At 69.1% G+C, this 24,722-nt stretch carries 17 protein-coding genes; 6 read left to right on the top strand and 11 right to left on the bottom strand.

What is annotated here, in order from left to right; all coding sequences use genetic code 11:
* Positions 1–13: 13 nt before the first annotated feature.
* Entirely contained in the window at positions 14–760 is a 747-nt protein-coding gene (gene otsB, locus ACW5DW_RS06060; protein ID WP_457017857.1) for a trehalose-phosphatase, read from the bottom strand.
* Positions 761–809: 49 nt separating this feature from the next.
* Positions 810–1,898 (bottom strand): ABC transporter ATP-binding protein, encoded by a 1,089-nt coding sequence (locus tag ACW5DW_RS06055; RefSeq protein ID WP_457017856.1) that lies wholly within the window; start codon positions 1,896–1,898, stop codon positions 810–812.
* A gap of 174 nt (positions 1,899–2,072) precedes the next feature.
* Between ACW5DW_RS06055 and ACW5DW_RS06050 the strand changes: the two genes are divergently transcribed.
* The 6 genes from ACW5DW_RS06050 to ACW5DW_RS06025 all read left to right on the top strand — a co-directional run bounded on the left by ACW5DW_RS06050 (position 2,073) and on the right by ACW5DW_RS06025 (position 9,430).
* Positions 2,073–3,446, top strand: a complete 1,374-nt coding sequence (locus ACW5DW_RS06050; RefSeq protein ID WP_457017855.1) for a GH1 family beta-glucosidase — start codon at positions 2,073–2,075, stop codon at positions 3,444–3,446.
* A 17-nt stretch (positions 3,447–3,463) separates the two neighbouring features.
* Positions 3,464–4,879 carry a glucose-6-phosphate dehydrogenase gene (gene zwf, locus ACW5DW_RS06045; RefSeq protein WP_457017854.1) on the top strand — a complete coding sequence of 472 codons (1,416 nt, stop codon included), beginning with the start codon at positions 3,464–3,466 and terminating at the stop codon, positions 4,877–4,879.
* Complete coding sequence (gene glk / locus ACW5DW_RS06040) at positions 4,876–5,883, top strand: glucokinase (protein ID WP_457017853.1); 1,008 nt, start codon at positions 4,876–4,878, stop codon at positions 5,881–5,883. The genes zwf and glk overlap by 4 nt, the downstream gene beginning before the upstream one ends.
* 56 nt (positions 5,884–5,939) lie before the next feature.
* Positions 5,940–6,626, top strand: coding sequence for a 6-phosphogluconolactonase (gene pgl, locus ACW5DW_RS06035; RefSeq protein ID WP_457018421.1), 687 nt, complete (start codon positions 5,940–5,942; stop codon positions 6,624–6,626).
* 41 nt (positions 6,627–6,667) lie between these two features.
* Positions 6,668–8,584, top strand: coding sequence for a phosphogluconate dehydratase (edd, locus tag ACW5DW_RS06030; RefSeq protein ID WP_457017852.1), 1,917 nt, complete (start codon positions 6,668–6,670; stop codon positions 8,582–8,584).
* 189 nt (positions 8,585–8,773) lie between these two features.
* Positions 8,774–9,430, top strand: a complete 657-nt coding sequence (locus ACW5DW_RS06025) for a bifunctional 4-hydroxy-2-oxoglutarate aldolase/2-dehydro-3-deoxy-phosphogluconate aldolase (protein WP_457017851.1) — start codon at positions 8,774–8,776, stop codon at positions 9,428–9,430.
* A gap of 26 nt (positions 9,431–9,456) precedes the next feature.
* On the opposite strand, the gene ACW5DW_RS06020 is transcribed toward ACW5DW_RS06025, so the two are convergent.
* The 9 genes from ACW5DW_RS06020 to ACW5DW_RS05980 all read right to left on the bottom strand — a co-directional run bounded on the left by ACW5DW_RS06020 (position 9,457) and on the right by ACW5DW_RS05980 (position 24,660).
* Positions 9,457–10,122, bottom strand: a complete 666-nt coding sequence (locus tag ACW5DW_RS06020) for a hypothetical protein (protein ID WP_457017850.1) — start codon at positions 10,120–10,122, stop codon at positions 9,457–9,459.
* A 261-nt stretch (positions 10,123–10,383) separates the two neighbouring features.
* A complete protein-coding gene (locus ACW5DW_RS06015; RefSeq protein WP_457018419.1) occupies positions 10,384–13,476 on the bottom strand; it encodes a discoidin domain-containing protein in 3,093 nt (1,030 codons plus the stop codon).
* Positions 13,477–13,559: 83 nt separating this feature from the next.
* Complete coding sequence (locus ACW5DW_RS06010) at positions 13,560–14,393, bottom strand: carbohydrate ABC transporter permease (RefSeq protein ID WP_457017849.1); 834 nt, start codon at positions 14,391–14,393, stop codon at positions 13,560–13,562.
* Complete coding sequence (locus ACW5DW_RS06005; protein WP_457017847.1) at positions 14,390–15,277, bottom strand: carbohydrate ABC transporter permease; 888 nt, start codon at positions 15,275–15,277, stop codon at positions 14,390–14,392. The genes ACW5DW_RS06010 and ACW5DW_RS06005 overlap by 4 nt, the downstream gene beginning before the upstream one ends.
* A complete protein-coding gene (locus ACW5DW_RS06000; protein ID WP_457017846.1) occupies positions 15,277–16,548 on the bottom strand; it encodes a sugar ABC transporter substrate-binding protein in 1,272 nt (423 codons plus the stop codon). Before ACW5DW_RS06000 ends, ACW5DW_RS06005 begins: the two co-directional genes overlap by 1 nt.
* 47 nt (positions 16,549–16,595) lie before the next feature.
* The gene (locus tag ACW5DW_RS05995) at positions 16,596–18,245 is read right to left on the bottom strand and encodes a glucoamylase family protein (RefSeq protein WP_457017845.1); all 1,650 of its coding nucleotides are present in this window, start codon (positions 18,243–18,245) and stop codon (positions 16,596–16,598) included.
* Positions 18,246–18,324: 79 nt separating this feature from the next.
* Entirely contained in the window at positions 18,325–21,285 is a 2,961-nt protein-coding gene (locus ACW5DW_RS05990) for a TonB-dependent receptor (protein ID WP_457017844.1), read from the bottom strand.
* 109 nt (positions 21,286–21,394) lie between these two features.
* Positions 21,395–22,405, bottom strand: a complete 1,011-nt coding sequence (locus ACW5DW_RS05985) for a LacI family DNA-binding transcriptional regulator (protein ID WP_457017843.1) — start codon at positions 22,403–22,405, stop codon at positions 21,395–21,397.
* On the bottom strand, positions 22,402–24,660 hold the full coding sequence (locus tag ACW5DW_RS05980) for a glycoside hydrolase family 3 N-terminal domain-containing protein (protein ID WP_457017842.1): 2,259 nt from the start codon (positions 24,658–24,660) through the stop codon (positions 22,402–22,404). The genes ACW5DW_RS05985 and ACW5DW_RS05980 overlap by 4 nt, the downstream gene beginning before the upstream one ends.
* Positions 24,661–24,722 lie beyond the last annotated feature (62 nt).

Here is a 24,722-nt window from a genome sequence, read left to right as displayed (position 1 = left end):
GTTCCTCCTCCGCTCAAGCGACTGCTCCCAGCCATGCGTGCACCGCTGCGATGTCGGGCAGCCCGCAGCGTGCGTCGGTGCCGCCGCGTTCGCCGACCAGCACGCCCAGGCCGCCGTGCGCGTTGACCGCGCGGAAGCCATGTTCGTCGGTCAGGTCGTCGCCGACGAACACCGGCTGGCGCCCGCGGAACGGCGCCTCGTCCAGGAACGCGTCGATGGCGCCGCCCTTGTCGGCGTGGCGCGGGCGCAGTTCAACCACCATGTTGCCCGGCTGCAGGTGGTAGCCGGGCAGTCGCTCCACGGCGCGCGCGGCAAACGCCTGCAGCGCGAGCGCGGCATCGGGCGCGGCGCGCCAGTGCAGGGCCATCGCCTCGCCCTTGTCCTCGACCAGGGCGCCCGGCCAGCGCGTCACGAACTCGAGTGCCTGCAGCTTGATCGCCTCCAGCTCGCCAGGCGGACCCGGCATGTCGGCCAGCACTTCGCCGGCGCGCCGCCGCTGCAGCCCGTGCAGCCCGGCCGCCGCCAGCCGCAGCGGCGCGAACATACGGTCGAGCATTTCCACGCGACGCCCGCTGACCAGCGCGATCGCGCCATCCATCGCCATCGACAGCGCCTGCAGGCGCGGGACAAGGTACGGGGACACGTACACCTGCTCCGGATCGTCCGCGAACGGCACCAGGGTGCCGTCGACGTCGAGGAACAACGCCCAGCGGTCGCACAGGGGAGGTGGCGGCGGCAAGATGGGGGGGCCGTCGGACATCATTCCCATATCATGGCCCGGATCGCGCAACCGCGGCATGAAGGTGCCGTCACCGGGGCGCCAGGGCGACGCCGTCGACGGGATCGAACCAGTGCAATTGCGTTGATGCGAAGCGCAACCACAGGGTGCTCCCCGGCGCCGGCAGTTCCTCGGGCAGCAGGCGCGCGACCAGCGCCTGGGCACCGAGGCGAAGATACGCATGCACGTCGCTGCCCACCGGTTCGACCACGTCGACGATCGCGGCGAATCCCTGGTCCGCATCGGCGCGCAGCAGGTGCTCGGGACGCACGCCGAGCTGCAGCTCGCGCCCTTCCAGGTCTGGCTCGATGTCCGCATCCCCGGGCAAGGCCAGGCGCGTGCCGTCGGCCAGCAGCAGTCGCCAGCCATCCTCGCGCAGCAGCGTCCCGCGCAGGATGTTCATCGCCGGGCTGCCGAGGAAGGTGGCGACGAACAGGTTGGCCGGCTGCCGGTACAGCGCCATCGGCGTGTCGATCTGCTGGACCAGCCCGTCCTTCATCACCACGATGCGCTGGCCCAGCGTCATCGCCTCGACCTGGTCGTGCGTGACATAGAGCATGGTCGTGCCCAGCTGTCGGTGCAGCCTGGCGATCTGAACCCGCATGTCGGCACGCAGCCGGGCATCGAGGTTGGACAGTGGCTCGTCGAGCAGGAACACCTTCGGCTGCCGCACCAGCGCGCGGCCGAGAGCAACGCGCTGGCGCTGGCCGCCCGACAGCTGCGCCGGCCGCCGCGACAGCAGCCCGTCGAGTTCGAGCATCCGCGCTGCATCGCCGACCCGGGCCGCGACCGCATCCGCCGGCATCCGGCGCAGCTTCAGCGCGAAGCCGAGGTTCTCGGCCACGGTCATGTGCGGATACAGCGCGTAGCTCTGGAACACCATCGCGATATCGCGTTCGCCCGGCGCGAGATCGTTCACCACCCTTCCGCCGATGCGCAGCGTGCCGGCGCTGATCTCCTCCAGCCCGGCCACCATGCGCAACAGGGTGCTCTTGCCGCAGCCCGACGGCCCGACCAGCACCAGCAGTTCGCCGTCGGCGACATCGAAGCTGGCACCGGCCACACCGACGTGGCCGTTCGGGTACTGCTTGCGCAGCTTGTCCAGTTGCACCTGCGCCACTCGTTCCTCCCGGCCTGATGTCCATTGCCCGCTGCGTCATGCGCGTCGACACGCCGCAGTGTTTTCGTCCGCGTCGCAGGGCCACTTCGACACCGCGATCGGGCGATTGCGCTACTCTCGCAATGTAAGCGTTTTCACGCCGCGCAGGCCACAACCGCAGGACGCCGCACCCCGATGAGTTCCAGCCCCGCCCAGGATTTCCGCTTCCCGCCCGGCTTCCTCTGGGGCGCCGCCACCGCCGCCCACCAGATCGAAGGCTCGCCCCTGGCCGACGGTGCCGGCCCCAGCATCTGGACCCGCTTCGCGCATACGCCCGGCATGACCCTCAATGGCGATACCGGCGACGTCGCCTGCGACCACTACCATCGCTGGAAGGACGACGTGTGCCTGATGCGCGAACTGGGCCTGCAGGCATACCGCTTCAGCGTGTCCTGGTCGCGGATCCTGCCCGAGGGCACCGGCCGGGTGAACCAGGCCGGCCTCGACTTCTACTCGCGCCTGGTCGACGAGCTGCTGGAAAACGGCATCGAACCGCTGCTCACCCTCTTCCACTGGGACCTGCCGGCCGCGCTCGACGATCGCGGCGGCTGGCTCAACCGCGACAGCGCGGACTGGTTCGCCGAATACGGAACCACGCTGTATCGCGCGCTCGACGGCCGGGTCAAGAAGTGGGCGACGATCAACGAGCCCTGGGTGGTCACCGACGGCGGCTATCTGCATGGCGCGCTTGCGCCGGGACACCGCAGCCGCTTCGAGGCGCCGATCGCCGCGCACAACCTGATGCGCGCGCACGGCGCCGCGGTGCAGGCCTATCGCGCCGAGGGCGCGCACGAGATCGGGCTGGTGGTGAACATCGAGCCCAAGTACCCGGCCAGCGATTCGGCCGAGGACGTCGCAGCCGCCCGCCGTGCGCATGCGTACATGAACGAGCAGTTCCTGCATCCGGCCCTGCTCGGCCGCTACCCGCCCGAACTCAAGGAGATCTTCGGCGAGGCCTGGCCCGAGTTTCCGCAGGACGATTTCAGGCTGATCACCCAGCCGCTCGATTTCGTCGGCATCAACTACTACACGCGCAGCGTCACCGAGGCCAACGACAGCTACCCGCTCAAGGCCGGTGCGGTGCGCCAGCCGCGCGGCACCTATACCGAAACCGGCTGGGAAGTATTCCCGCAGGGCCTGACCGACCTGCTGCTGTGGTTCAAGCAGACCTACGGCGACCTGCCCGTCTACATCACCGAGAACGGCGCCGCGTTCTTCGACCCGCCCGTGGCCGACGCAGGACGCGTGCGCGACCCGCTGCGAATTGATTACTTGCGAAAGCATCTGACCGCGATCCACGACGCGATCGCAGCCGGCGTGGATATCCGCGGCTACATGGCGTGGTCGCTGCTGGACAATCTGGAGTGGTCGCTGGGCTATTCGAAGCGGTTCGGTATCATCCACGTGGACTACGGGACGCTCGAGCGCACCCCGAAGGACAGCGCCCGCTGGTACTCTGGCATCATTCGGAGCCACGGGCGTGGCCTGTCCGAACCCCTTCCCTACTGATCGCAATGCGGGCGTCAATGCACGACTCACTCCTGTTGTTCGGCGCCACCGGCGACCTGGCCCAGCGCTACCTGTTCCCCTCCCTGCTGCACCTGCTGCGCGACCGGCTGCTGCCGGATGATTTCCGCGTGGTCGCCATCGGCCGCACGCCGCACGATGACGACGGCTTCCGCGCCTGGCTGCGCGAACGCATCGGCGGCGACGCGCGCAGCAACGGCGCGCTCGACAACCTGCTTGGCCGCATCCACTACCACCCGCTCAACCTCAACGACGTCGAGGGCATGGCGGCGACGCTGTCGCGCTATGCCGACCGTCCCGCGGTGAGCTACCTGTCGACGCCGCCGAACCTGTTCGAGTCCGCCTGCCTGGGCCTGAAGGCCGCAGGCCTGCTCGAGCCGCCCTCGCGCCTGGTGCTTGAGAAGCCGATCGGCCACGACCTGGCCTCGGCACGCGAGATCGATGCCACGCTCAAGTCGGCGCTGGACGAATCGCGGATCTTCCGCATCGACCATTACCTGGGCAAGGCGCCGGTGCAGAACCTGCTGGCGCTGCGCTTCGGCAACACCCTGCTCGAGGCGGTGTGGGACAACCGCTGCATCGAGTCGGTCGACATCCTGGTTGCCGAGACCGCCGGCGTGGACGGGCGCGAGGGCTACTACGCCGACTACGGCGCGCTGCGCGACATGGTGCAGAACCACATGCTGCAGCTGCTGGCACTGATCGCGATGGAGCCGCCGGCCGCGCTCGATGCCGACAGCATCCGCGACGAGAAGCGCAAGGTGCTGCGTGCGCTGCGCCCGATGACCGCCACCGATGCCGCCACCGACAGCATCCGCGGCCGCTACACGGCGGGCGTGGTGGACGGCTCGGCTGCGAAAGGTTTTTTGGCTGACAGCGCTGTCGAAACCTTTGTCGGACTGCGCGCATGGATCGACAACTGGCGCTGGGCCGGCGTTCCGTTCCGGCTGGTGACGGGCAAGCGCATGCCGTCGCGGACCACCGAGGTGCTGGTGAACTTCAAGCCGGTCACGCACTGGGTGTTCGACCGCCCGGACCGCGAGCAGGCGCGCCCCAACAGCCTGCGCATGCGCCTGCAGCCGGAGGAAACCATCGAGCTGGGCCTGATGGGCTCGCTGGCCGCGCCCGAATGGGGCGCGACCGAGCTGCTGCCGATGTCGCTGGACCTGGCCTTGCTGCCGCCCAAGCGCCGCATCGCCTACGAGCGCCTGATGATCGACGCGCTCAAGGGCGACCAGACCCTGTTCGTGCGCGACGACGAAGTCGAGGCGCAGTGGCGCTGGATCGACAGCATCAGCGCCGCCTGGAAGGAAGCCGGCACGCCGGTGCAGGACTATCCGGCCGGCTCCTGGGGCCCCGCCGGCGCCGCGGGCTTCCTGCCGCGCACCGTCGGCAAGGCCGGCAGCCGCGGATGAGCGCCCAGGCCCGGATCCTGCTGGCGGACATCGGCGGCACCAACGCCCGCTTCGCCCTGGCCGACCCGTCGGCGGACGCGCCGCTGCTGACCGACAGCGTGCAGCGCTTCGCCGTCGCCGACTTTCCCTCGCTGGCCGATACCGCGCGCCACTATCTGGTCGAGACCGGACAGATCGATGCGGGCATCCGCCACGGCGTGTTCGCCGTGGCCGGCCGGGTCGACGGCGACGAAGCACGCATCACCAACCATCCATGGGTGATCTGCCGGCGCCGTACGCTGGCGCAGCTGGAGTTCGACCGGGTCAGCCTGGTCAACGATTTCGCAGCGCAGGCGATGGCGATCCCGCTGCTGCAGGCCAGCGACGTGGTGGCGATCGGCGGCGCGAGCTGGACGCCGGAGCGCAATCCGCACAATCGCACCTACGCCATCCTCGGCCCCGGCACGGGCCTGGGCGTGGGCGCGCTGATGATCCGCGAGGGCCGCCATTTCCCGCTCGAGACCGAGGGCGGGCACGCCAGCTTCCCGCCCGGCACGCCGGAAGAACTCGCGATCCTCGAACGGCTGTCGGCGCAGTTCGGGCGCGTGTCCAATGAACGCCTGATCTGCGGCCCGGGCCTGGTCAACATCCACCGCGCGCTCAGCGAAATCGCCGGCGAGGACCCCGGCCCGCTGCAGCCGGCGGACGTGACCGCGCGCGCGGCGGCAGGCGATCCGCGCTGCATGCGCGCGGTCGACGTGTTCTGCGCGGTGTTCGGCGCGGTCTCCGGCGACCTGGTCCTCACCCTTGGCGCCTGGGACGGCGTGTTCCTCACCGGCGGCGTGGTGCCGAAGATGCTGGACGCACTGCAGCATTCGGGCTTCCGCCAGCGCTTCGAGCACAAGGGGCGGTTCTCGCCCGCGATGGCGAGCGTGCCCTCGCTGGCGGTGCTGCATCCCAATGCCGGCCTGCTCGGCGCCGCCGCCATCGCGCGCCGCGAGGCGCTGGAGACGCAGACGACATGAGCACCCACGACACCCGCCCCGAAGCCACCGAGTCCGCGCCGGCGCCAAACGTGCATATGCACGCCTACGAATCGGCCACCCAATGGACCTGGGGGGCGGCCGTCGCGATCTCATCGGTCCTGTCGCGCGAACTGCAGGCCAAGCCGCGGACGCGCCTGCTGCTGTCTGGCGGCAGCACTCCGGCACCGGTCTACGAGGCGCTGGCCAAGGCGCCGCTGGACTGGGAGCGAGTGGATGTCGCCCTGGTCGACGAGCGCTGGCTGCTGCCCGACGACCCCGACAGCAATTCCCGCCTGATCCGCGAATCGCTGCTGCACGACCGCGCCGCCAATGCGCGCTTCGAGAACATCACCCGCCCCGGGCGCAGCATCGAGGAAGCCGTCAACGCCGCCAACCTGCATGCGCAGGCGCCACCGGGCGTGGTCGTGCTGGGCATGGGCGAGGACGGCCATACCGCCTCGCTGTTCCCGCGCATGCAGCACCTGGAAGCGGCGCTGCAGGCGCGTGCGCCCTACGTGTCGGTCGACGCGACCGGCTGCGCGGGTGCGGGCAAGTTCCTGCGCCGGATCAGCCTGACGCCGGCCGGCCTGGCGCCGGCGCACACCCGCCTGCTGCTGATCCGCGGCGAGAGCAAGCGCAAGCTGCTCGAGCGCGTGCTTGGCGGCGACGATCCGCTCGAATACCCCGCGCGCATCGCGTTCCTGACCCCGGGCGCGCCCCTGCACATCCACTGGTGCCCGTGACCCGCGGTCGCGACCCCACAGACACGCACAGCAATGAGCCCATGAACCTGCATCCCGTACTGCACGACGTCACCGAACGCATCCGCCAGCGCAGCAGCGCCTCGCGCGCGGCCTATCTGGCCGGCATCGAGGCGATGCGGGCGGCCGGCCCCAGCCGCTCGCGCCTGAGCTGCGGCAACCTCGCCCACGCCTTCGCCGCCTGCGGCCCCTCGGACAAGTCGCGCCTGCGCGGCGGGGTTTCGCCCAACCTCGGCATCGTCACCGCCTACAACGACATGCTCTCGGCGCACCAGCCCTACGAGCCTTACCCCGGCCTGATCCGCGCCCACGCAAGCCGCCTGGGCGCAACCGCGCAGGTCGCCGGCGGCGTGCCGGCGATGTGCGACGGCGTCACCCAGGGCCGCGCAGGCATGGAACTGTCGTTGTTCTCGCGCGACGTGATCGCGCAGGGCACGGCGATCGCGCTCTCGCACGACATGTTCGACAGCACCGTGCACCTGGGCATCTGCGACAAGATCGTGCCCGGCCTGCTGATCGGCGCGCTGGCCTTCGGCCACCTGCCGGCGGTGTTCATCCCGGCCGGGCCGATGACGCCGGGCATCCCGAACAAGAAGAAGGCCGAAGTGCGCGAGCGCTACGCCGCCGGCGAGGCCACGCGCGAGGAACTGCTGGAAGCCGAGTCCTCGTCCTACCACTCGCCTGGCACCTGCACCTTCTACGGCACCGCCAACTCCAACCAGGTGCTGCTCGAGGCCATGGGCGTGCAGCTGCCGGGGTCGTTCGCCAATCCCGAAACCGCGGTGCGCGAGGCGCTGACCCTGGCGGCCACCGAACGCGCGCTCGAGATTTCCGGGCTGGGCGACGACTACCGTCCGCTCGGGCGCCTGATCGACGAGCGCGCCATCGTCAACGCGATGGTCGCACTGATGGCGACCGCCGGTTCGACCAACCACACCATCCACTGGCCGGCGGTCGCCCGCGCGGCCGGCATCCTGCTCACCTGGGACGATCTGGATGCGCTGTCGCAGGTGGTGCCGCTGCTGGCCCGCGTGTACCCCAACGGCGACGCCGACGTGAACCGCTTCCAGGCCGCGGGCGGGATCGGCTTCGTGTTCCGCGAACTGCTCGACGCCGGCCTGATGCATGGCGACGTCGAAACCGTCCTGCCTGGCGGCATGCGCGCCTGGTGCGAGGAACCCACGCTCGCAGGCGGCACGCTCGGTTTCGTTCCGGCCCCGGCCGCAAGCGGCGACGAGGACGTGGTGCGTCCGGCATCCGCGCCGTTCGAGGCACAAGGCGGCCTGCGGCTGCTGCGCGGCAACCTGGGCCGTTCGCTGATCAAGCTCTCGGCGGTGAAGCCCGAGTTCCGCACCATCGAGGCGCCCGCCGTCGTGGTCGACGACCCGCGCGCGCTCAATCGCCTGCACGCGGCCGGCGCGCTGCCGCGCGATTTCATCGCCGTGGTCCGCTACCAGGGACCCAAGGCCAAGGGCATGCCGGAGTTGCACTCGCTGGCGCCGCTGCTGGGCATGCTGCAGAACCAGGGCCGGCGCGTGGCGCTGGTGACCGACGGACGCCTGTCGGGCGCCTCGGGCAAGATTCCCGCGGCCATCCATCTCACCCCCGAAGCCGCGCGCGGCGGCCCGATCGCGCGCCTGCGCGAGGGCGACATGCTGCGCCTGGACGGCGAGGCCGGCACCCTCGAGGCGCTGGTCGACGCCGGCGAATGGGCCGAGCGCGACATCGCGCCCGACACCTCGCACTGCGCCTGGGACATCGGCCGCAACCTGTTCGCCTTCAACCGCGCGATGGTCTCGCCTGCCGACCAGGGCGCGCTCTCGATCTCCTGCGGCCCGCCTGCGCGCGACGGCGGCCAGTGGGAGTACGACCAGGAATACCAGCTGGGCGACGACCCGAAGGCGGCCGCGCTGGCGCCTCACGAGCATCGCGACGCTTGAGAGGCCGGGACCCCGAACACCGAAGCAATTATCCCGGTGCCGGGTTCCATCGCGATAACGGATTCTCATCCTGACAATGACTGTCATCCCGAGCGCAGCGAGGGATCTGCCCTTCAGCGACGAGTCCCGATGCCCGCTCCACCGAAAACACCCATCGCCCGTCCCCGCCATCCGGACAGCCATCCGCCCATGACCATCGAATCCCTCCAGAACCGCGCCGAACAGTTCCTGCGTGAGGCCGGCATCCTGCCCGTCATCACCGTCGACAGCGTCGACCAGGGCCGCCGCATCGCCGAGGCCCTGCTGGAAGGCGGACTGACCTCGCTCGAGCTGACCCTGCGCACGCCCGCCGCGCTGGAAACGCTGGCGACGCTGAAGAAGGAACTGCCGCACATCGTGATCGGCGCTGGCACCGTGCTGACCGAAGAGCACATCCGCCAGTCGGTCGACGCCGGCGCCGACTTCCTGGTCACGCCGGGTACGCCTGCGCCGCTGGCCGAAGCGCTGGCTCGAGCATCGATCCCGGCGGTACCCGGCGGCGCCACGCCGACCGAGTTCCTGCAGCTGATGGCGCACGGCTTTCGCTGCTGCAAGCTGTTCCCGGCCAACGCGGTCGGTGGACTGGCGATGCTCAAGGGCCTGGCCGGTCCGCTCGCCGGACTGAAGCTCTGCCCCACCGGCGGCATCAGCGAAGCCAACGCCGGCGAGTTCCTGGCGCAGCCCAACGTGCTCTGCATCGGCGGCTCGTGGATGGTGCCGAAGGACTGGCTGGCCGCCGGCGAGTGGAACAAGGTGCGCGAAAGCGCGGCGAAGGCAGCCGCGATCATCGCCCAGGCGCGCGCATAACGCGGCGCGCCGGAACCGCTGCCTCGTTACTCGAGTACCAGTTTCGCGCGCACGCGCCGCCACCAGGCCGCGTGCAGCAGGTACCAGGCGGCCAGCAGCCAGCCCAGCTGCCATTCCAGCGCGTTCTCGATCCGGTCCTTCAGCCAGGCATCGTCGACCACGGCCGTCGCCGCGACGTTGCCCACGCCGAGCAGCAGCATCAGCGCGCTGACCACCGTCATCGCGCGGATGATCCGGCGAGTCTCCGTGCCGCGAACCGCACCGTGCAGGAACCGCAGCTGCGCGAGAAAGCCGAAGCCGAAGAAGCACACCACGCCGTAGCGGCGCAGGAAGCGGTAGGCCTCGCCATCGGTGCCGAGGAAGGTCGCATATACCGCCAGCGCGAGCGCGGCGATGGCACCAAGCCAGGCCACGTCGCGCCAGCCACGTCCGAGCCAGCGCGCCACCATCCACCAGTGCACGCCCACCAGCAGCGCACAGGGCAGCACCAGCAGCCGGAATATGTGGTTGGCAAGACCATGGCGCGCCGCGCGGCTGATCGACGTGCAGCCTTCCAGCACCGGCACGCAGGCTTCGATGTAGCCGTCACGGATCGACAGCCACAGACCCAGGTGCGCGGCGCCGGTGAACAGGACCGCGATTGCGACTGGCAGCGGCCAGATCGGAAACGGTTGTGCGGGTGAAGTGGGCATGCGCTCGAGGTGGGCAAGCTTCGCACGGCAGGCTACACACCTTGACGCGAAGCGACCGTCAGATCCCTCACTGCGTTCGGGATGGCAAGCGTGTCGGCGCCGCGAGGTCGCTGTCCTGCCACTCCGAGTGTTGCGCCTGACACTCCGAGTGTTGCGCCTGTCATCCCGAGCGCAGCGAGGGATCTTTCGAAGCGGCAGCGAGTCCGCCGCATGCCGCGCACAGGGCACAGGCATACCTCCTGCGTCCGGGTGCCAAGCCCTCTACCGCCGTGCCTCGACACGCACGCGCGCAGGCAGCGCCCTCACCCTCAGCTCGGATCCATCGAGGCCGGCCTCGCCAGACTCGACCGTCACCCCGGCCGGTTCCCCCGCCAGCGGCCAGGGAAGTACCAGCCCGCCTGCCGGCAGCTGCAGGCCGGTGTCATCCACTTCCAGCAACAGTCCCTCGCCGTCGCGCCGCAGGCGATAGGCCAGCGTGCCCGACGCGGTACGCAGGCCGGAGATCCCCACGCCAGCGCCATCGAGCCATTCGGCGGGCACGCCAGCGGCGAGTACCAGGCTGTCGTCGCGCTCGCGGGCGTAGGCGAACATGTCCAGCGCCGAGCGCACGAAGTCCGAGGCCACCCAGGCATGCGGCAGGTCGCCGAGGAAGAACGGCTTGCGCGGCGTGCGCGAGACCACCTCGCCCCACTGGTTCCAGGCCGGCGGCGCGCGGTCGGCGAAGAACCAGTCAACCGCCTCCTGCGCCCGCCCGCGCCAGCCCAGGCGCACGAACGCGCCGACGTTGCGCCATTCGTAGGGGGTGTAGTCCTTCCACTTCAGCGTCCCGTCGCGCCGCGCCACGAAGCGCTCCCAGTACTGCTCGAAGGTGTTGTGCAGCAGGTCCTGCGGCAGCCGGTCCAGCTCGCCGCCGGGCGCCAGCGCGATCGTGGTCGAAGTCGGGTCGAAGTCGCCCAGCTCGGCCGCGCCGGGCAGGAAGTCGATGTCGTGGAGCCTGGCCGCGGCGCGCAGCGAATCCATCAGGTCGCCATGGAACTGGTCGCGGGAGGCTGCCATCCGTCGCGCGTCCTCATCGCGGCCCAGTGCTTCGGCGATCTGCACCGCATCCTTGTACCCGCGCAGCGCCCAGAAATTGTCCCAGTACGAATGCATCGGCTTGGCCGAGTAGCCCTCGTGGCTGATCGAGGCCGGCATCATCCCGTAGAAGGCTCGGTTGAGGCGGCGGTTGGCGGCGGTGCGCTCGGACAGGCGCAGCTGCTCCATGTAGCGCCAGGCGGCTTCGACATGCGGCCACATCTTCTCCAGGAACACCTGGTCACCGCTGTAGCGCCAGTATTCGGCAATATTGAAGATCAGCTGGCCGTGGCTGTCGTTCTCCGGCACCGGATCGCTGCCGCGGTCGTCGACGCAACACGGCACCTTGCCGCTCTCGAACTGGAACGGCGCGTACCACTCGACGTACTCGCGCACCACCTCGGGCCGGCCCATGCGCAACAGGCCCTCGGAGATCATCGCGCCGTCGCGGATCCAGCTGCGCGAATACGAACGCGTCCCCGGCTGCAGGCGCGGGCCGACGCGCGAGATCAGCATGTGCGCCAGCGAGGTGCGCAGCGTATCGGCCAGCGCCTGTCCCTGCGGCGGTACCTGCAGCACCACGCGATCGAGCCGCTCGCGCCACAGCGCCGCGGTCTCGTCCTGCAGTTGCCCCGCATCCCACCAGCGGCGCGCGAGCGCCGCGGTGCCGGTCATCGGCACCATGATGTCGATGGTGCGCGTCTCCCACGGCGCCAGCCGCATCCGGTACAGCAGCGCGCCGCTGGCCAGTCCCGTGTCGTCCACGACGCTCTTTGCCGCAGGCGCGCGGCGCGCGGCCAGGTGCGTGACCGCCATGCCCGCGTCGAAGCCGGAGACGAACGCGGCGCCGGGCAGCTGCTTGGCGAACACCCTGGGCCGTCCCTCCACCGACACCGTGCCGCCGTCGACGGACAGCGCGCGGATCGGGCTGACGCCGCCTCGGGTATTGAGGAACTGGCTCGGCGGATTCACCTGGAACGGCTGCACCGCCAGCGCCAGTGTGTAATCGCGCGCGGTGCCACCCGGGTTGGTCAGGCGATAGCGCGCGACCAGGCGCGAGTCGGCGGGTTCGCCGTGCGCAAACGCGGTGATGTCGAGCTGCAGATCCTCGCGCGCCCAGTGCACCGATGGGATCGGCAGGTAGCCGTCCTGCAGCGACTGGCGCGTGCGCACGTCGTTCCAGGTCGCCAACGCGCCGTCGACGAGCACGAAGGGCTCGATGCTGAAGCCACCGCGCGCGACCTCGATCGCGCCGTCCTCGCCGATCAAGCCCTGCTGGGTGCCGCCATCGAGGCCGAGAATGGTCCAGTACGGCTGCTCGCCGCTGAAGCCGCGCGGAAACAGCCCCTTGCGCGCCTGCGCGGCGATCGAGCCGATGAAGTCGTTGGGCGTGGCCGCGAACGCCAGCGGCTCGACGGTCACCTCGGCCAGCGCGAAGCGGCGGCCGGGACCGTCGATGAAATCAAACGCGATGTAGCGCGCTTCCGACTCCGGCAACGCGATCCAGTCATCGCCGCCATTACCCTGCTCCACGCGGCGCACGTCGCGCCAGGCCAGGCCGTCATCCGACAGCCCGACCCGGTAACGCGATGCATGCGCGCCGCTGTCCCAGCGCAAACGCAGCCCGCCGAACTCGCGCACGCTACCCAGGTCAAGCACCAGCCGCTGCGGCAACGCCAAGACATCGGCGCTCCATGCGCTGGCGATCCTGCCGTCGACGGCAAGCGCCGCGTCACCGGCCGTCGCCACTGCCGTGGCCGCCAGCGGGCTGTGGTCCTCTGGCGCCAGCGCCTCGAACGTCAGCGTGTCGAAGCACACGCTGCCGCGCCCGCCCGCATTGTTGTAGATCGTGAACTCGAGCTTCGCGCTGCTGCGCAGGACCGGGTCCGGTTCCGGTCCCCAGGCCTTGTCGATATGGCGGCGCCGGTACTGCACGGGAGTCCACTGCCGCGGGAAGTCGTAGCGCGGCCGGTTCACCCACCAGACGTTGTCGCCGCTCGCGTCGACCAGCTTGAACTGCAGGTCGTTGTCCGGCGAATCCCCACGCAGCTGGAACGAATAGCGGTAGTTGCCCGGGTACTCCATCGCCAGGTCGCGCTGGATGCCGGCGTGGCCCGACACGCCGTTGAAGTCGTAGTCCAGGCACAGCGCGCTGCCCTGCTCGCCCGCGACCATGCGCAGGCTGCCGCTGACCTGGTCGGAGGTCACCACGCGCCAGGCCGAGGCATCCTCGAAACCGTCGAGCAGGCGCGGGGGTTCTGCGAACGGCTCGACGTGCATGGCTGGCTGCGCGCCTGCGGAGATCGGCAAGGCCAGCACCATCGCCAGCGCCCCGGCAGCGCTCCACTTGCAGGGACTTCTCATCAGCCTTTTACACTCCCCAGCAGCAACCCCTGGATGTAGTAGCGCTGCAGCAGCAGGAACAGCAGCAGCACCGGCAGCACGGTCACCACTGCGCCGGCCATCATCATCTCCACGTCCATGATGTGTTCGCGCGACAGCGACGCGAGCGCGACCGGGAGCGTGTAGTGCTGCTGGTCGGTCAACACGATCAGCGGCCACATGAAATCGTTCCACGCGGCCATGAACGTGAAGATCGCCAGCGTCGCCAGCACCGGCTTGAGCATCGGCAGCACGATCTGGAAGAAGATGCGCAGCTCGCCGGCGCCATCGATGCGCGCGGCCTCGATCAGCGCGTCGGGGATGCTGCGCGCGTACTGGCGCACCAGGAAGATGCCGAACACCGTCGCCATGCCGGGAAGGATGACGCCCCAGTAGCTGTTGACCAGCCCCAGCTGCTTCATCAGCAGGAACAGCGGCAGCATCGCCACCTGCGCCGGCACCACCAGCGCCGCCAGCAGCAGCTGGAAGATGCGCTCGCGGCCGGCGAAGCGCAGCTTGGCGAAGGCGTAGCCGGCCATGGTGTTGACCAGCAGAGACAGCGCGGTGATCGCGGCCGAGATCAGCAGGCTGTTGGCGAAGTTGCGGCCGATGCCGGTCGTCGCGAACAGCGCGCGATAGCTGTCGAGCGTGGCTGCCGATGGCAGCAACGGCGGCGGGAAATGGCTGGCCCCGCCGCGCGGCATGAACGAAACCGACAGCATCCACAGCAGCGGCGCCAGGCTGAGCACGGCCAGCACGAGCAGCGCGCCGTTGACCTGCAGCGCCCGCCAGCGGGAATGGCCGATCCGGCTCATACCAGGCCTCGCTTGCGCCCGGCGCGCAGCAGCAGCGCGGTCACGCCCAGGATGACCAGGAAGAGCAGGAAGGCCACCGCCGAGGCGCGGCCCAGGTTCCACCATTTGAAGCCTTCCTCGAACATGTAGTACAGCACGCTGACCGTGCTCTGCAGCGGATCGCCGCGGGTCATGACATAGGGCTCGGCAAACAGCTGGAAGTAGCCGGAGACCGTGATCACGCCTACCACCAGCAGCACCGGCCCCAGCTGCGGCAGGGTGATGTGCAGGAACTGGCGCCAGCGCGAGGCACCATCCATGCGCGCAGCCTCGTACAGGTCCTGCGGGATCGCCTGCAACCCGGCCAGGAAGATCACCATGTTGTAGCCGAAGTTCTTCCACACCGCGAACAGCATGATCGTCGGCATCGCCCAGCGCGGGTCTCCCAGCCAGTCGACCGGCGCGATGCCGACGTGCCCCAGCGCCCAGTTCACCAGCCCGTAGCCGGTGTGGAACAGGTAGCGCCAGATCACCGCCACCGCGACCAGCGTCGTCACCACCGGCGCGAACAGCGCGGTGCGGAACAGCGCGCGCATGCGCGCCAGCGGCGAGTTGAGCAGCAGCGCCGCACCCAGCGAGACGGCGATCGACAGCGGCACGCCCACCGCGACGAAGTAGGTGGTGTTGCCCAGCGCCTTCCAGAACATCGGCGTGCGCAACAGGTCGAGATAGTTGCCCAGCGCGACGAAGCGCAGATTGGCCGGGTCGGCCAGCGCATAGAGATCGAAGTCGGTGAGGCTGAGCAGCAGCGCGGCGACCACCGGCAGTCCGAAGAACACGCCGAGCACGATCAGCGCCGGCGTCACGAACGTCCAGGCCGCCAGCCGCGCGTTCGGACCGGACATCATTCCATGCGCTCCTGGTCGCGCACCCAGCGCCGCTTCTCCAGGATCGCATCCACACGCGCATCTAGTTCCGTCACCGCCGCGTCCTGCGACTGTCCGCCGCGCACCACGCGCTCGGTCGCCAGCCGCATCTCCTGCGCAATGCGCTCCCACTCCAGCACCTGCGGGGTCGGGCGCACCCGCTCGAGCTGTTCGCGGAATGCACGCGACAACTCGTCCTCGGCCAGCGCCGGATGCTCCCAGGTGCTGCGACGCGGCGGCAGGTCGCCGATCATGCCGTGGAAGCGCTGCTGGATGTCCGGGCGCGACAGGAACTCGACCAGCTTCCAGGCGGCATCCTTGCGCTCGGACGAGCGGAACAGCACCAGGCTGGTGCCGCCGGCGATGCCCGCGCCGGGCCCGTCGGGCCCCGGCAGCGGCATCGTGCCCCAGGCGTCGGCCAGCTCCGGCGGCTGGCGATCGCGGAACTCGCGGATGTTCCAGGGCCCCGACAGGTAGAACGCGTAGGAACCGCGGAAAAACTCATCCCACACGTTGGAGATCTGCGTGTCCGATACCGCCGGCGCCCAGCCGCGCTCGAAGATGCCGGCGTAGAAGGCAAGCGCCTTGCGGAAACCGGGACCGCTGAAATTGCCGCGCCCGTTGTCGTCGCGGAGCAGCGGCTCGCCCGTCTGCAACGCCAGCGACAGCTGCGGCTCGAACTCGTTGACCGGCAGCAGCACCGCATGCCGTCCGGGCGGGCCGGTGCGGACGATGGCCTCCATCGCCCGCTCCCACTCGACCCAGGTGCGCGGTGGCGCGGCGATGCCAGCCTCCGCCAGCAGGTCCTTGCGATAGAACAGCAGGCGCGTGTCGACATACCAGGGCACGCCGTACAGCACGCCATCGACGACGTTGGTGGCCCAGATGCCGGGGAAGTAGTCGTCCTGGTCGATGATCCGGGATGCGTCCACCCTGCCCTGCACCGGCTCGAGCGCATCGAGCGTCGCGAACTCGGCGATCCAGGTGTTGCCGAGCTGGCAGATGTCGGGCAGCCCGTCCGCCGCGAACGCGGTCAGCAGCTTTTCGTGCGCGGCGGTCCACGGCACCTGCTGCAGCTCCACGCGGATGCCCGGATGTTCGTGCTCGAACTCGCGCAGCAGCTCCGCCACCACCTCCGCTTCCCGGCCCATCGCCCAGAAGCGGATCGTGGTGGTGCCCTCGTCGCGCGCACAGGCGGTCAACACGAGGCACAGCAACAGCGGCAGCAGCATGAGGAAACGGGGGCGCATCGGTCTGTTCGCGGGCGTGACTGCGGCGACCTGCATTGTCGCAGACACTATTGCGGCGGATCCGAAGCCCTCGCCTCCGCTGGCGGTTTCTCCTCGTCATGCGGGCGTGACTGCGCCATGCCGATGTCGCTGGCCGCCGCAGCTTCCGGATCCGGCTCGCCCGAGGTCGTCGGTTCGCCCGGAGGCGCCAGCCAGCCGCCGGTGAAGCCGGCGCGCTCCAGTCCCTTGCGGATGTGCGCGTTCTCGCGCATCACCTTCCACACGAATTCGTTGCGGTAGTTGGCGATCATGGTGAGGATCGGCCCCTGGTCGATGCCGATGTAGTCGCTGGCCACCCAGCCACGTCCGGGGACGAGGCGCCCGGTCTTGAGCGGCACGTCGTACTTGAAGCTCGGGTTGACCGCATCGAGGAAACCGTAGCTGGAATACAGGTACTCGCCGTAGCGCTCGTACAGCTCCTCGGTGGCGGGAATCACGATCTCGGGCGCGAAGGCGATCGAGCCGATCGACGCGGTCGGTGCGATCGTGCCATCGTCGAAATGGTCCGACAGGCCCGCACCCCGCGCACTGTAGTGGCGGAATTCGCGCTGATCGCCCTTGAACTGCTGCGAGGTGCGCTGCGGCCCGTCGCTGGCGGTCAGGCCCCAGATGTTGGGGCCGTAATCGTCCCAGCCCATCGGGTTCTCGATCGCGTAGGCGCGTTGGGCGTAGGTCGCGCGGCGGCTGTTCTCGAAGTAGTCGATGCCGCGGTTTTTCATGTATTCGTCGCGGATGCCGCGGAAGTCGACCCACACGTGCGTGTACTGGTGGCCGAAGTGCGGGCCGAAGCTCAGGTACTCCTGGCCCTGGAAAACGCCCCAGTCACGCTCGTATGTGCGCGTCCACGCCTCCCACGCATCCGGCTCGATGGGATGCGTCGGCGAGCCGAGCGCGAGGATGTAGACCAGCATCGCCTCGTTGTAGCCACGCCAGTCATGGCTGATGAAGCCGCTTTCGGGATACCAGCCCATCGAGATCAGCGGCGCGCGCTGCTGCAGCCACGGCCATTCGATGCGCGCGTAGATGCTGTCGGCAAGCTTGCGGATCTCGACCTCGCGCGGGTCATCGCCCGTGTAGTACGACTGCGCGAACAGCACGCCCATGATCAGCAGGCCGGTGTCCACGCTCGACAGCTCCACCCACGGGGCGTAGCGCGCCCCGCTCTGCATGTCGAGGAAATGGTAGAAAAACCCCTTGTGGCCGCTGCGCCCGGTGGCCTGTGGCCCCATCCGCGCACCGTCCAGGAACTGAAGCGTGGTCAGGGTACGGTCCACCGCCTGGGTGCGGCTGACCCAGCCGTTCTCGATGCCGATCGGATAGGCGGTGAGCGAGAAGCCGACCGACGCAATGCTCGCGAAGGGGCGCGACGGAAACCGGTCGGGCGTCAGTCCGTTGACCTCGCTGGAGGTGTCCCAGAAGAACTGGAACGTGCGCCGCTCGATGTCGCGGAACAGCGGCGGCAGCTCCGGCGGACCCGGCGGCTCCTCGGTGCGCGGATCCGGCTCGGGCAGCACCACCTGCGGGATGGGGCCGGGCTTGGGCGGCGCGACCGCGGACTCGGCCGGCTGCGGCGCTTCGCGCTGGCAGGCGGCGAGCAGGAGCAATGCCACTGCGATCGACCATAAGGGTCGGCCCCTCGGAACAGAGCTGGATCGCATGGCTGTCAAACAACTCCGAGAGCGCCGGCGGCGCGCTGTTGGGCCGGGCGGCCGCCTGGGCGACCACCCGCGGGCAAGATCACCAGTTCAGACCGAACGACAGCTTGAAAGTTCGGGTCGGCAGCAGCTGGCTGTTTGGCTGGCCAAGGTTGGGATTTGGGTTACCGGGCTCCCCGAACCAGTCATTGCGGCCATCGTAGTTGACCCAGTTGAACACGTTCAACACGTCGCCCCGCACGTAAAACGACAGATCCGTGCCCGTGTCCCACGTCTTGCTCGCCGCGAGGTCGACCTGCTTGAATCCCAGCGTGTCGTCGGGCGTGTAGTAGTCGAAGTAGCAGTCGTCCCAGCCGGGCAGGCAGTTGTCGCCGTATCGCGGGCTGGGAGTAGCCAGGGAAACCTTGCCGGACAGCACGATGCCCCACGGGGCATCGTAGATGCCGGTGGCCACCAGCCTGTGTTCCGGCACGCCTTCGGTCGGCACCCACCCGTAGTAGCCCAGGTCCGGATACCGGAACGCCCCGCCGGACGTGGTGTCCGCATTCTGCTCGGCATCCGTGTACGTGTAGGCCACGGTGACGCCCCATCCGGAGTTCTCCGTATAGGGCTTGTCGAACTTGATGGCCAGGGTGTTGGCGTGGGTCTCGATGCCGTTGGTACCGATGATCAGGCGACCAAAGCCCGGCACACCGAACGCGCCGTCGTCCCAGGGCTGCCCCCACGTAGTGCCGGGCGCGAAAAAGTCACCCCCGGGCCGGCGGTTGCCGAGGTGGAACACGAGTCCGTCGTGGCTTTCGATGCGGGACAGCGTGACTTCCGTCATCCAGTCGCCCAGCGCATTGCGCATGCCAATGCTGAACTGGTCGGAGTACGGTGTCTTGAGATCGTTGTGCAGGATGTAGCGTTCGGCGCCAAGGTTCGGATTGGCCGCGGTGAGCGCGTACAGCGCCTCCGGGTCGTAGTACGCCGGGTCCCATGCCAGGCAGCTCGGCGCCGTCGGATCGCAGGGGTGCCCGGGCGCATCGAACGAAAAGGTATAGGGCGGGAACGTGTAGCGGATCGACTCGAGCGCCAGCTGCGAGAACAGGTTCCGGTCGTAGGCACGGCCGGCGCCGCCGAAGATGACGTGGCGCTGGTCGCCTTGGAGATCGTAGGAGAACCCGACCCTCGGCTGCCAGGCATCCTTGAAGTTGCTGCGCTCGGATCCCGTGCTGATGTAGTCACCCACCGCGATGCCCGAGCCCGGCGCATTGATGTTGGGCCAGCTCTGCAGGGCGGTGACGAAGTCGCCTGGCGTGACGTAGTCGGTATAGGCCGGATTGGTCTCGTAGTCCCAGCGGATGCCGAGGTTGAGCGTCAGCTTCTCGTTGACCTCCCAGTCGTCCTGGATATAGAGGCCGTACTGCTTGCCGGACGTGGTGATGCTGCCCGTTCCGTCGCCGGCCAGCGGAGCGCCGAAGCGGACCTGGAAGGGGACGGTGAGGCTCTGGCCGATGTCGTAGCGGAACTGCGGGTTGTAGGGGTCCTGCTGCAGGGAACTGATCTCGATGTCCTTGAACTTGACCCCCGCCTTGATCGTGTGGGCACCGGCGTAGAACGTGAAATCGTTCTGGATGGCGATGCCCTTCTGCCCCTTGTCCTGGTAATCGGGCCCGCCGCCCGCCTGCAGGATGACATTGTCCGGGTTGCTGGTCGTCAGGATGTAGCCCGGCGCAAGCGTGGCCGGGCGCGGCCGCCAGAACGCGTCCTCGTACGTCACATGCATGTCGTTGAGGAAGCGCTCGGCGCTGTACTGGTAGCGCAGGTCGAAACGCTTGTCGGTGTTCTCCTTCAGGCTGCCGTACTGCGCAGTGCGGGTGCCGTCGAAGTTGCCGAGCTCGTCCTCCTCGCGGATCTTCGTGGTGAGTTCGACCAGATGGGCGTCGCCCGGCGTCCATGTGAGCTTGCCGAAGAACATGTCCTGCTTGAACGGCGAGCTGAACGTGCCCACCAGTGGCTGCAGTGCGGCCGGCAGCTCCTCCACGCGGCTTTCAAAGCCCTGCCCCGGCGTCACGACGCGCGGCGACATGTACTCCTTTGCCTCGTAGGCCAGGAAGAAATGCAGGCGGTCCCGGATGATCGGGCCTTCGAACGAAGCGCCGTACTGCTCTTCCTTGAATTCCGCCTTCTCGCCGCTCTCGTTCTCGGACTCCGAGGCCGCCCGCCAGTCCGTGCTGGTCCGATCCCAGAAAAAACTGCCGCCGAACTCGTTGGATCCCGATCGCGTCGCGGCCACGATGGCCGCGCTGCTCAGCTGGTCGAATTCGGCCTTGTAGTTCGAGGTGATGACCTTGTACTCACCAATGGCCGACTGCGGGAATGGATTGCCCCGGGTCGAATCCTGGCCGCTGACGCCACCGGCCAGCACGTAGTTCTTCTGGCCGACGCCATCGATGAACACGTTGATCGCATTGGCGGTCTGCGCGCCCGACCGCAGCCGCGTCGAGCCGTCGCCGCCCTGCGTGAACTGCATCCCCGGCACGGTGTCGGCGAATGCCAGGAAGTTGCGGGTTCCCTGGGGCAAGGATTCGATCTGCTTCTGCGATACGTACGTGGCCACCTCCGAGGTCCTGGTCTCCACGAGCGCCTGCGCGGTCACCACCACCGCGTCCAGGTCAGTCGCCTCGCCTACCCGGCCGGTCTCGGCAACGCCGCCGACGCCGAGATCGAGGGTCGCGGTCTGGCCGACCGCCACGGTGACGTTCTGCGAGCTCGCCTGGCCGTTGGCGTTGACGTCGATGCGATAGGTGCCCGGCGGCAGGCCGACGAGGTTGTAGCTGCCCTTGGCGCCGGTCTGCACGCTGCGGGTCAGGCCGGTGGCGAGATTGGTGGCGGTGACCTGCGCCTGCGCGGCAGGCGTGGAGTCGACCATCACCTCGCCACGGATGGTGGCTGCGGTGGACTGGGCGAATGCGGGGGCCGACAGCAACAAGCCGGCAAGGGCCGCGCTGAGCAGGCTGCGTTCCAGCGTGCGTGACGGGAAACAGGGCTTGCGCTTCATCTTGATGCCCCTCCCAGGGCGGTCCTTTCGTCGTTGAAACGGGGGATGACGCGGGCTTTGCAGCGTCGTTTTCAACTCCAGCAACGGACGGGCGACTGCTTTGATCACCTCATCCGGTAGTCCCTGGCACCCGGCTCGACTTGCGGACCACCAGGCGTGGCTGCAACAGCTCCGGCGACACCGCGAGAGCCGCCGCACCGGACTCAGCTTCCAACAACAGCTGGATGGCCCGCGCACCAAGCGCGGCGATCTCGACACGCATGGTCGTTAAGGGCGGGTGTACATAGCGCGAAAGGGGAATGTCGTCGAAACCCGCAAGCGCGATGTCGTCCGGCACGCGCAGGCCACCTTCGTTCAGCGCGAACAGACAGCCCAGCGCCATCATGTCGTTGGCGGCGAACACCGCGTCGGGACGCTGCGCGCTTTCAAGCAGTGCCTGCCCGGCGTCGTGTCCGGAGGCCTCGTCGAAGTCGCCGGGCAATATCCACGGATCGATCCCCGGCGCGCCCTGCGCGAGCGCGTCGCGATAGCCGCGCAGGCGCTCGCAAGCGTCGAAGTTGTCTTCTGGCCCCGCGATGAAGGCGATGCGCCGGTGCCCGGCCGCGAGCAGGTGGCGCATCATCGCCATCGCGCCGCCGTGGTTGTCGACGCCGATCGACGCATGCCCGGCAGCGGCCAGCGCCGGGTTCATCAGCACCACGGGCATCGGTGGCAGGTCGGCGGCCAGGGCTTCGGCGCCGGCGACGAAGGGCGACATCAGCAGCAGGCCGTCCACGCGCCCGCGCATGGTGCGCAGCGCGGCGCCCTGCTGCTGCGGGTTGCCGTGGTAGCTCGACACCAGCAGATGCAGGCCGCGCTCGCGCGCGACCTGGTCGATGCCGCGCATGAGCTCGGAAAAGAACTCGCCGTACAGGTCGGGCAGCACCACGCCGATGGTCTGGGTGCGTCGACTGCTCAGGCTGCGGGCGGCGTGGTGCGGGCTGTAGCGCAGCTGCTCGGCCACGGCCAGGATGCGCTGGCGCACGTCTTCGGCCACGTTGGGGTGGCCATTCAACGCACGCGAAACAGTCGCCACCGACACGTTCGCGTGTCGTGCCACGTCCTTGATCGTGACGCTCACGGCGCCACCACTTCGAAGCGCGCCGACTGCGCCGCATCCGAGCTGCCGCCCGTGAACACCGTGAATGTGCCGGGCTCCACCACGCGCTGCATCTGCGCGTCGTACAGCGACAGATCATCGAATCCAAGCGTGAACTCGACGTCGCGCGACTCGCCCGGCTGCAGGTCGACGCGTTGGAAGCCGCGCAGCTCGCGCACCGGACGGGTCACGCTGGCCACGTCGTCGCGCACATACAGCTGCACGACCTCGGTGCCGGCGCGCTGGCCCGTGTTGGTCACTCGCACATGGACCTGCTGGCGTGGTTCGCCGACGGCCACCTTCGCGTCCGCGACCTGCGGCGTGCCGTACTCGAAGCTGGTGTAGCTGAGCCCATGTCCAAACGGATACAGCGGCGTCCACGGCACGTCGATGTACTTGCTGCTGAACTTGTTGTCCTTCGCCGGCGGGCGCCCGGTGTTGCGGCGCGCGTGATAGATCGGCACCTGGCCGACGTTGCGCGGCACCGTCACCGGCAACTTGCCCGAAGGATTCACGTCGCCAAACAGCAGGTCGACGATGGCGTTGCCGCCCTCGATGCCGGGGAACCAGGCCTCCAGGATCGCCGGCACCCTGCCCTGCAGCGCACCGGTCGACAGCGGCCGGCCGTTGAGCAGCACCACGACCATCGGCTTGCCGGTCGCGGCCACCGCCAGCGCAAGCTGCTCCTGCACGCCCGGCAGATCGAGCGAACTACGGTTGTTGGCCTCGGCGCTCATCTCCGGATGCTCGCCAAGGAACATCACCACCGCGTCGGCCTGGCGCGCGGCGCGCATAGCCGCGTCGAAGCCCGACCGGTCATCGTCATCGATCGCCGCGCCCTTCGCGACGATCAGCTTCGTCTGCCCGCCGATGGTCTCGCGCAGCGCGGCCAGCGGCGTCACCGCATCCTCGGGCCGGCCGATCCCGACCCAGTTGCCGAGCATCGCCCAGGGCTCGTTGGCCAGCGGCCCAATCACCGCCAGCGAGCGCAGCGATTTGGGCAGCGGCAGCACGTCGTCTTCGTTCTCCAGCAGCACCATCGACTTCTGCGCCATGCGGCGCGCGGCCGCGCGATGCTCCGGCGTGAGCGTCAGCGCCTGCTGCCGGGCGCTGTCCTTGCAGTAGCGATACGGATCCTCGAACAACCCAAGCCGGAACTTGGCATTGAGCACCCGCCGCACCGAGGCGTCGACCTCGGCCAGCGGCACGCGCCCGGCTTCGACCGCAGCGGGCAGGTCCTTGAGGTAGATCGCACTGACCATGTCCACGTCCACACCGGCGCGCAGGCCCAGCCGGCCCGCCTCCTCGCGGGTGCCGGCCACGCCGTGCGGCATCAACTCCATCACGCCTGTGTAGTCGCTGACCAGCAGCCCATTCCAGCCCCACTGGCCGCGCAGCAGATCCTGGATCAGCGGCTTGTGGGCGTGCATCGGCACGCCGGCGACCTCGTTGAAGCTGGCCATGATCGACTGCGCGCCGGCGTCGATCGCAGCCTTGAACGGCGGCAGGTAGACCTCGTGCAGCGTGCGCTCGGAGATGTCGGCCACGTCGTAGTCGCGTCCGCCCTCGGCCGCGCCATAGCCGACGAAATGCTTGGCGGTGGCGAGCATCGTGTCGGCTGCGGCCAGGTCATCGCCCTGGAAGCCGCGCACGCGGGCCGCGGCCAGCACCGAGCCCAGGTAGGGATCCTCGCCTGCGCCTTCGACGACGCGGCCCCAGCGCGGGTCGCGCGCGATGTCCACCATCGGCGCATAGGTCCAGTGCACGCCGTGCGCAGTGGCCTCGATCGCGGCCACGCGCGCGGCGTTGCGCACTTCGTCGGGGTCGAAGCTCGAGGCCTCGCCCAGCGGCACCGGGAAGATCGTGCGCATGCCGTGGATCACGTCGTAGGCGAACAGCAGCGGGATGCCCAGCCGCGAATCCTCCACTGCGATCCGCTGCATCCTGCAGGTCAGCGCGGCGCCGTGGGTGCCAAGCCAGGAACCGATCTGGCCCTGCCGCACCTGGTCCTCGCTGCCCGACATCGCCGCCGGGCCGGTGTTGTTGCCCACGCCCGGCGGCTGGTTGAGCTGGCCGAGCTTCTCGGCCAGGGTCATCCGGGCCATCAGCGCATCGACGAAAGCCCGCTCGGCGGCCAGGTCGCCGGCCGACGTCTGTGCCGGCGCGGGCGCGGCCCAGGCCCCCGGGATGGCCATCGCAATCGCCAGCAGGCCGGTCAGGACGGGGACGATACGCATCGTCAGCGAGCGCGAAGCAATCATGGCGTCGGCCGGAATACGCGGGAGTTGGCCGAATGTAA

The sequence above is a fragment of the Luteimonas sp. A482 genome, assembly GCF_054072655.1.
The sequence above is the reverse complement of the archived record's forward strand: the minus strand, read 5'-3'. Positions and strand labels throughout refer to the sequence as shown.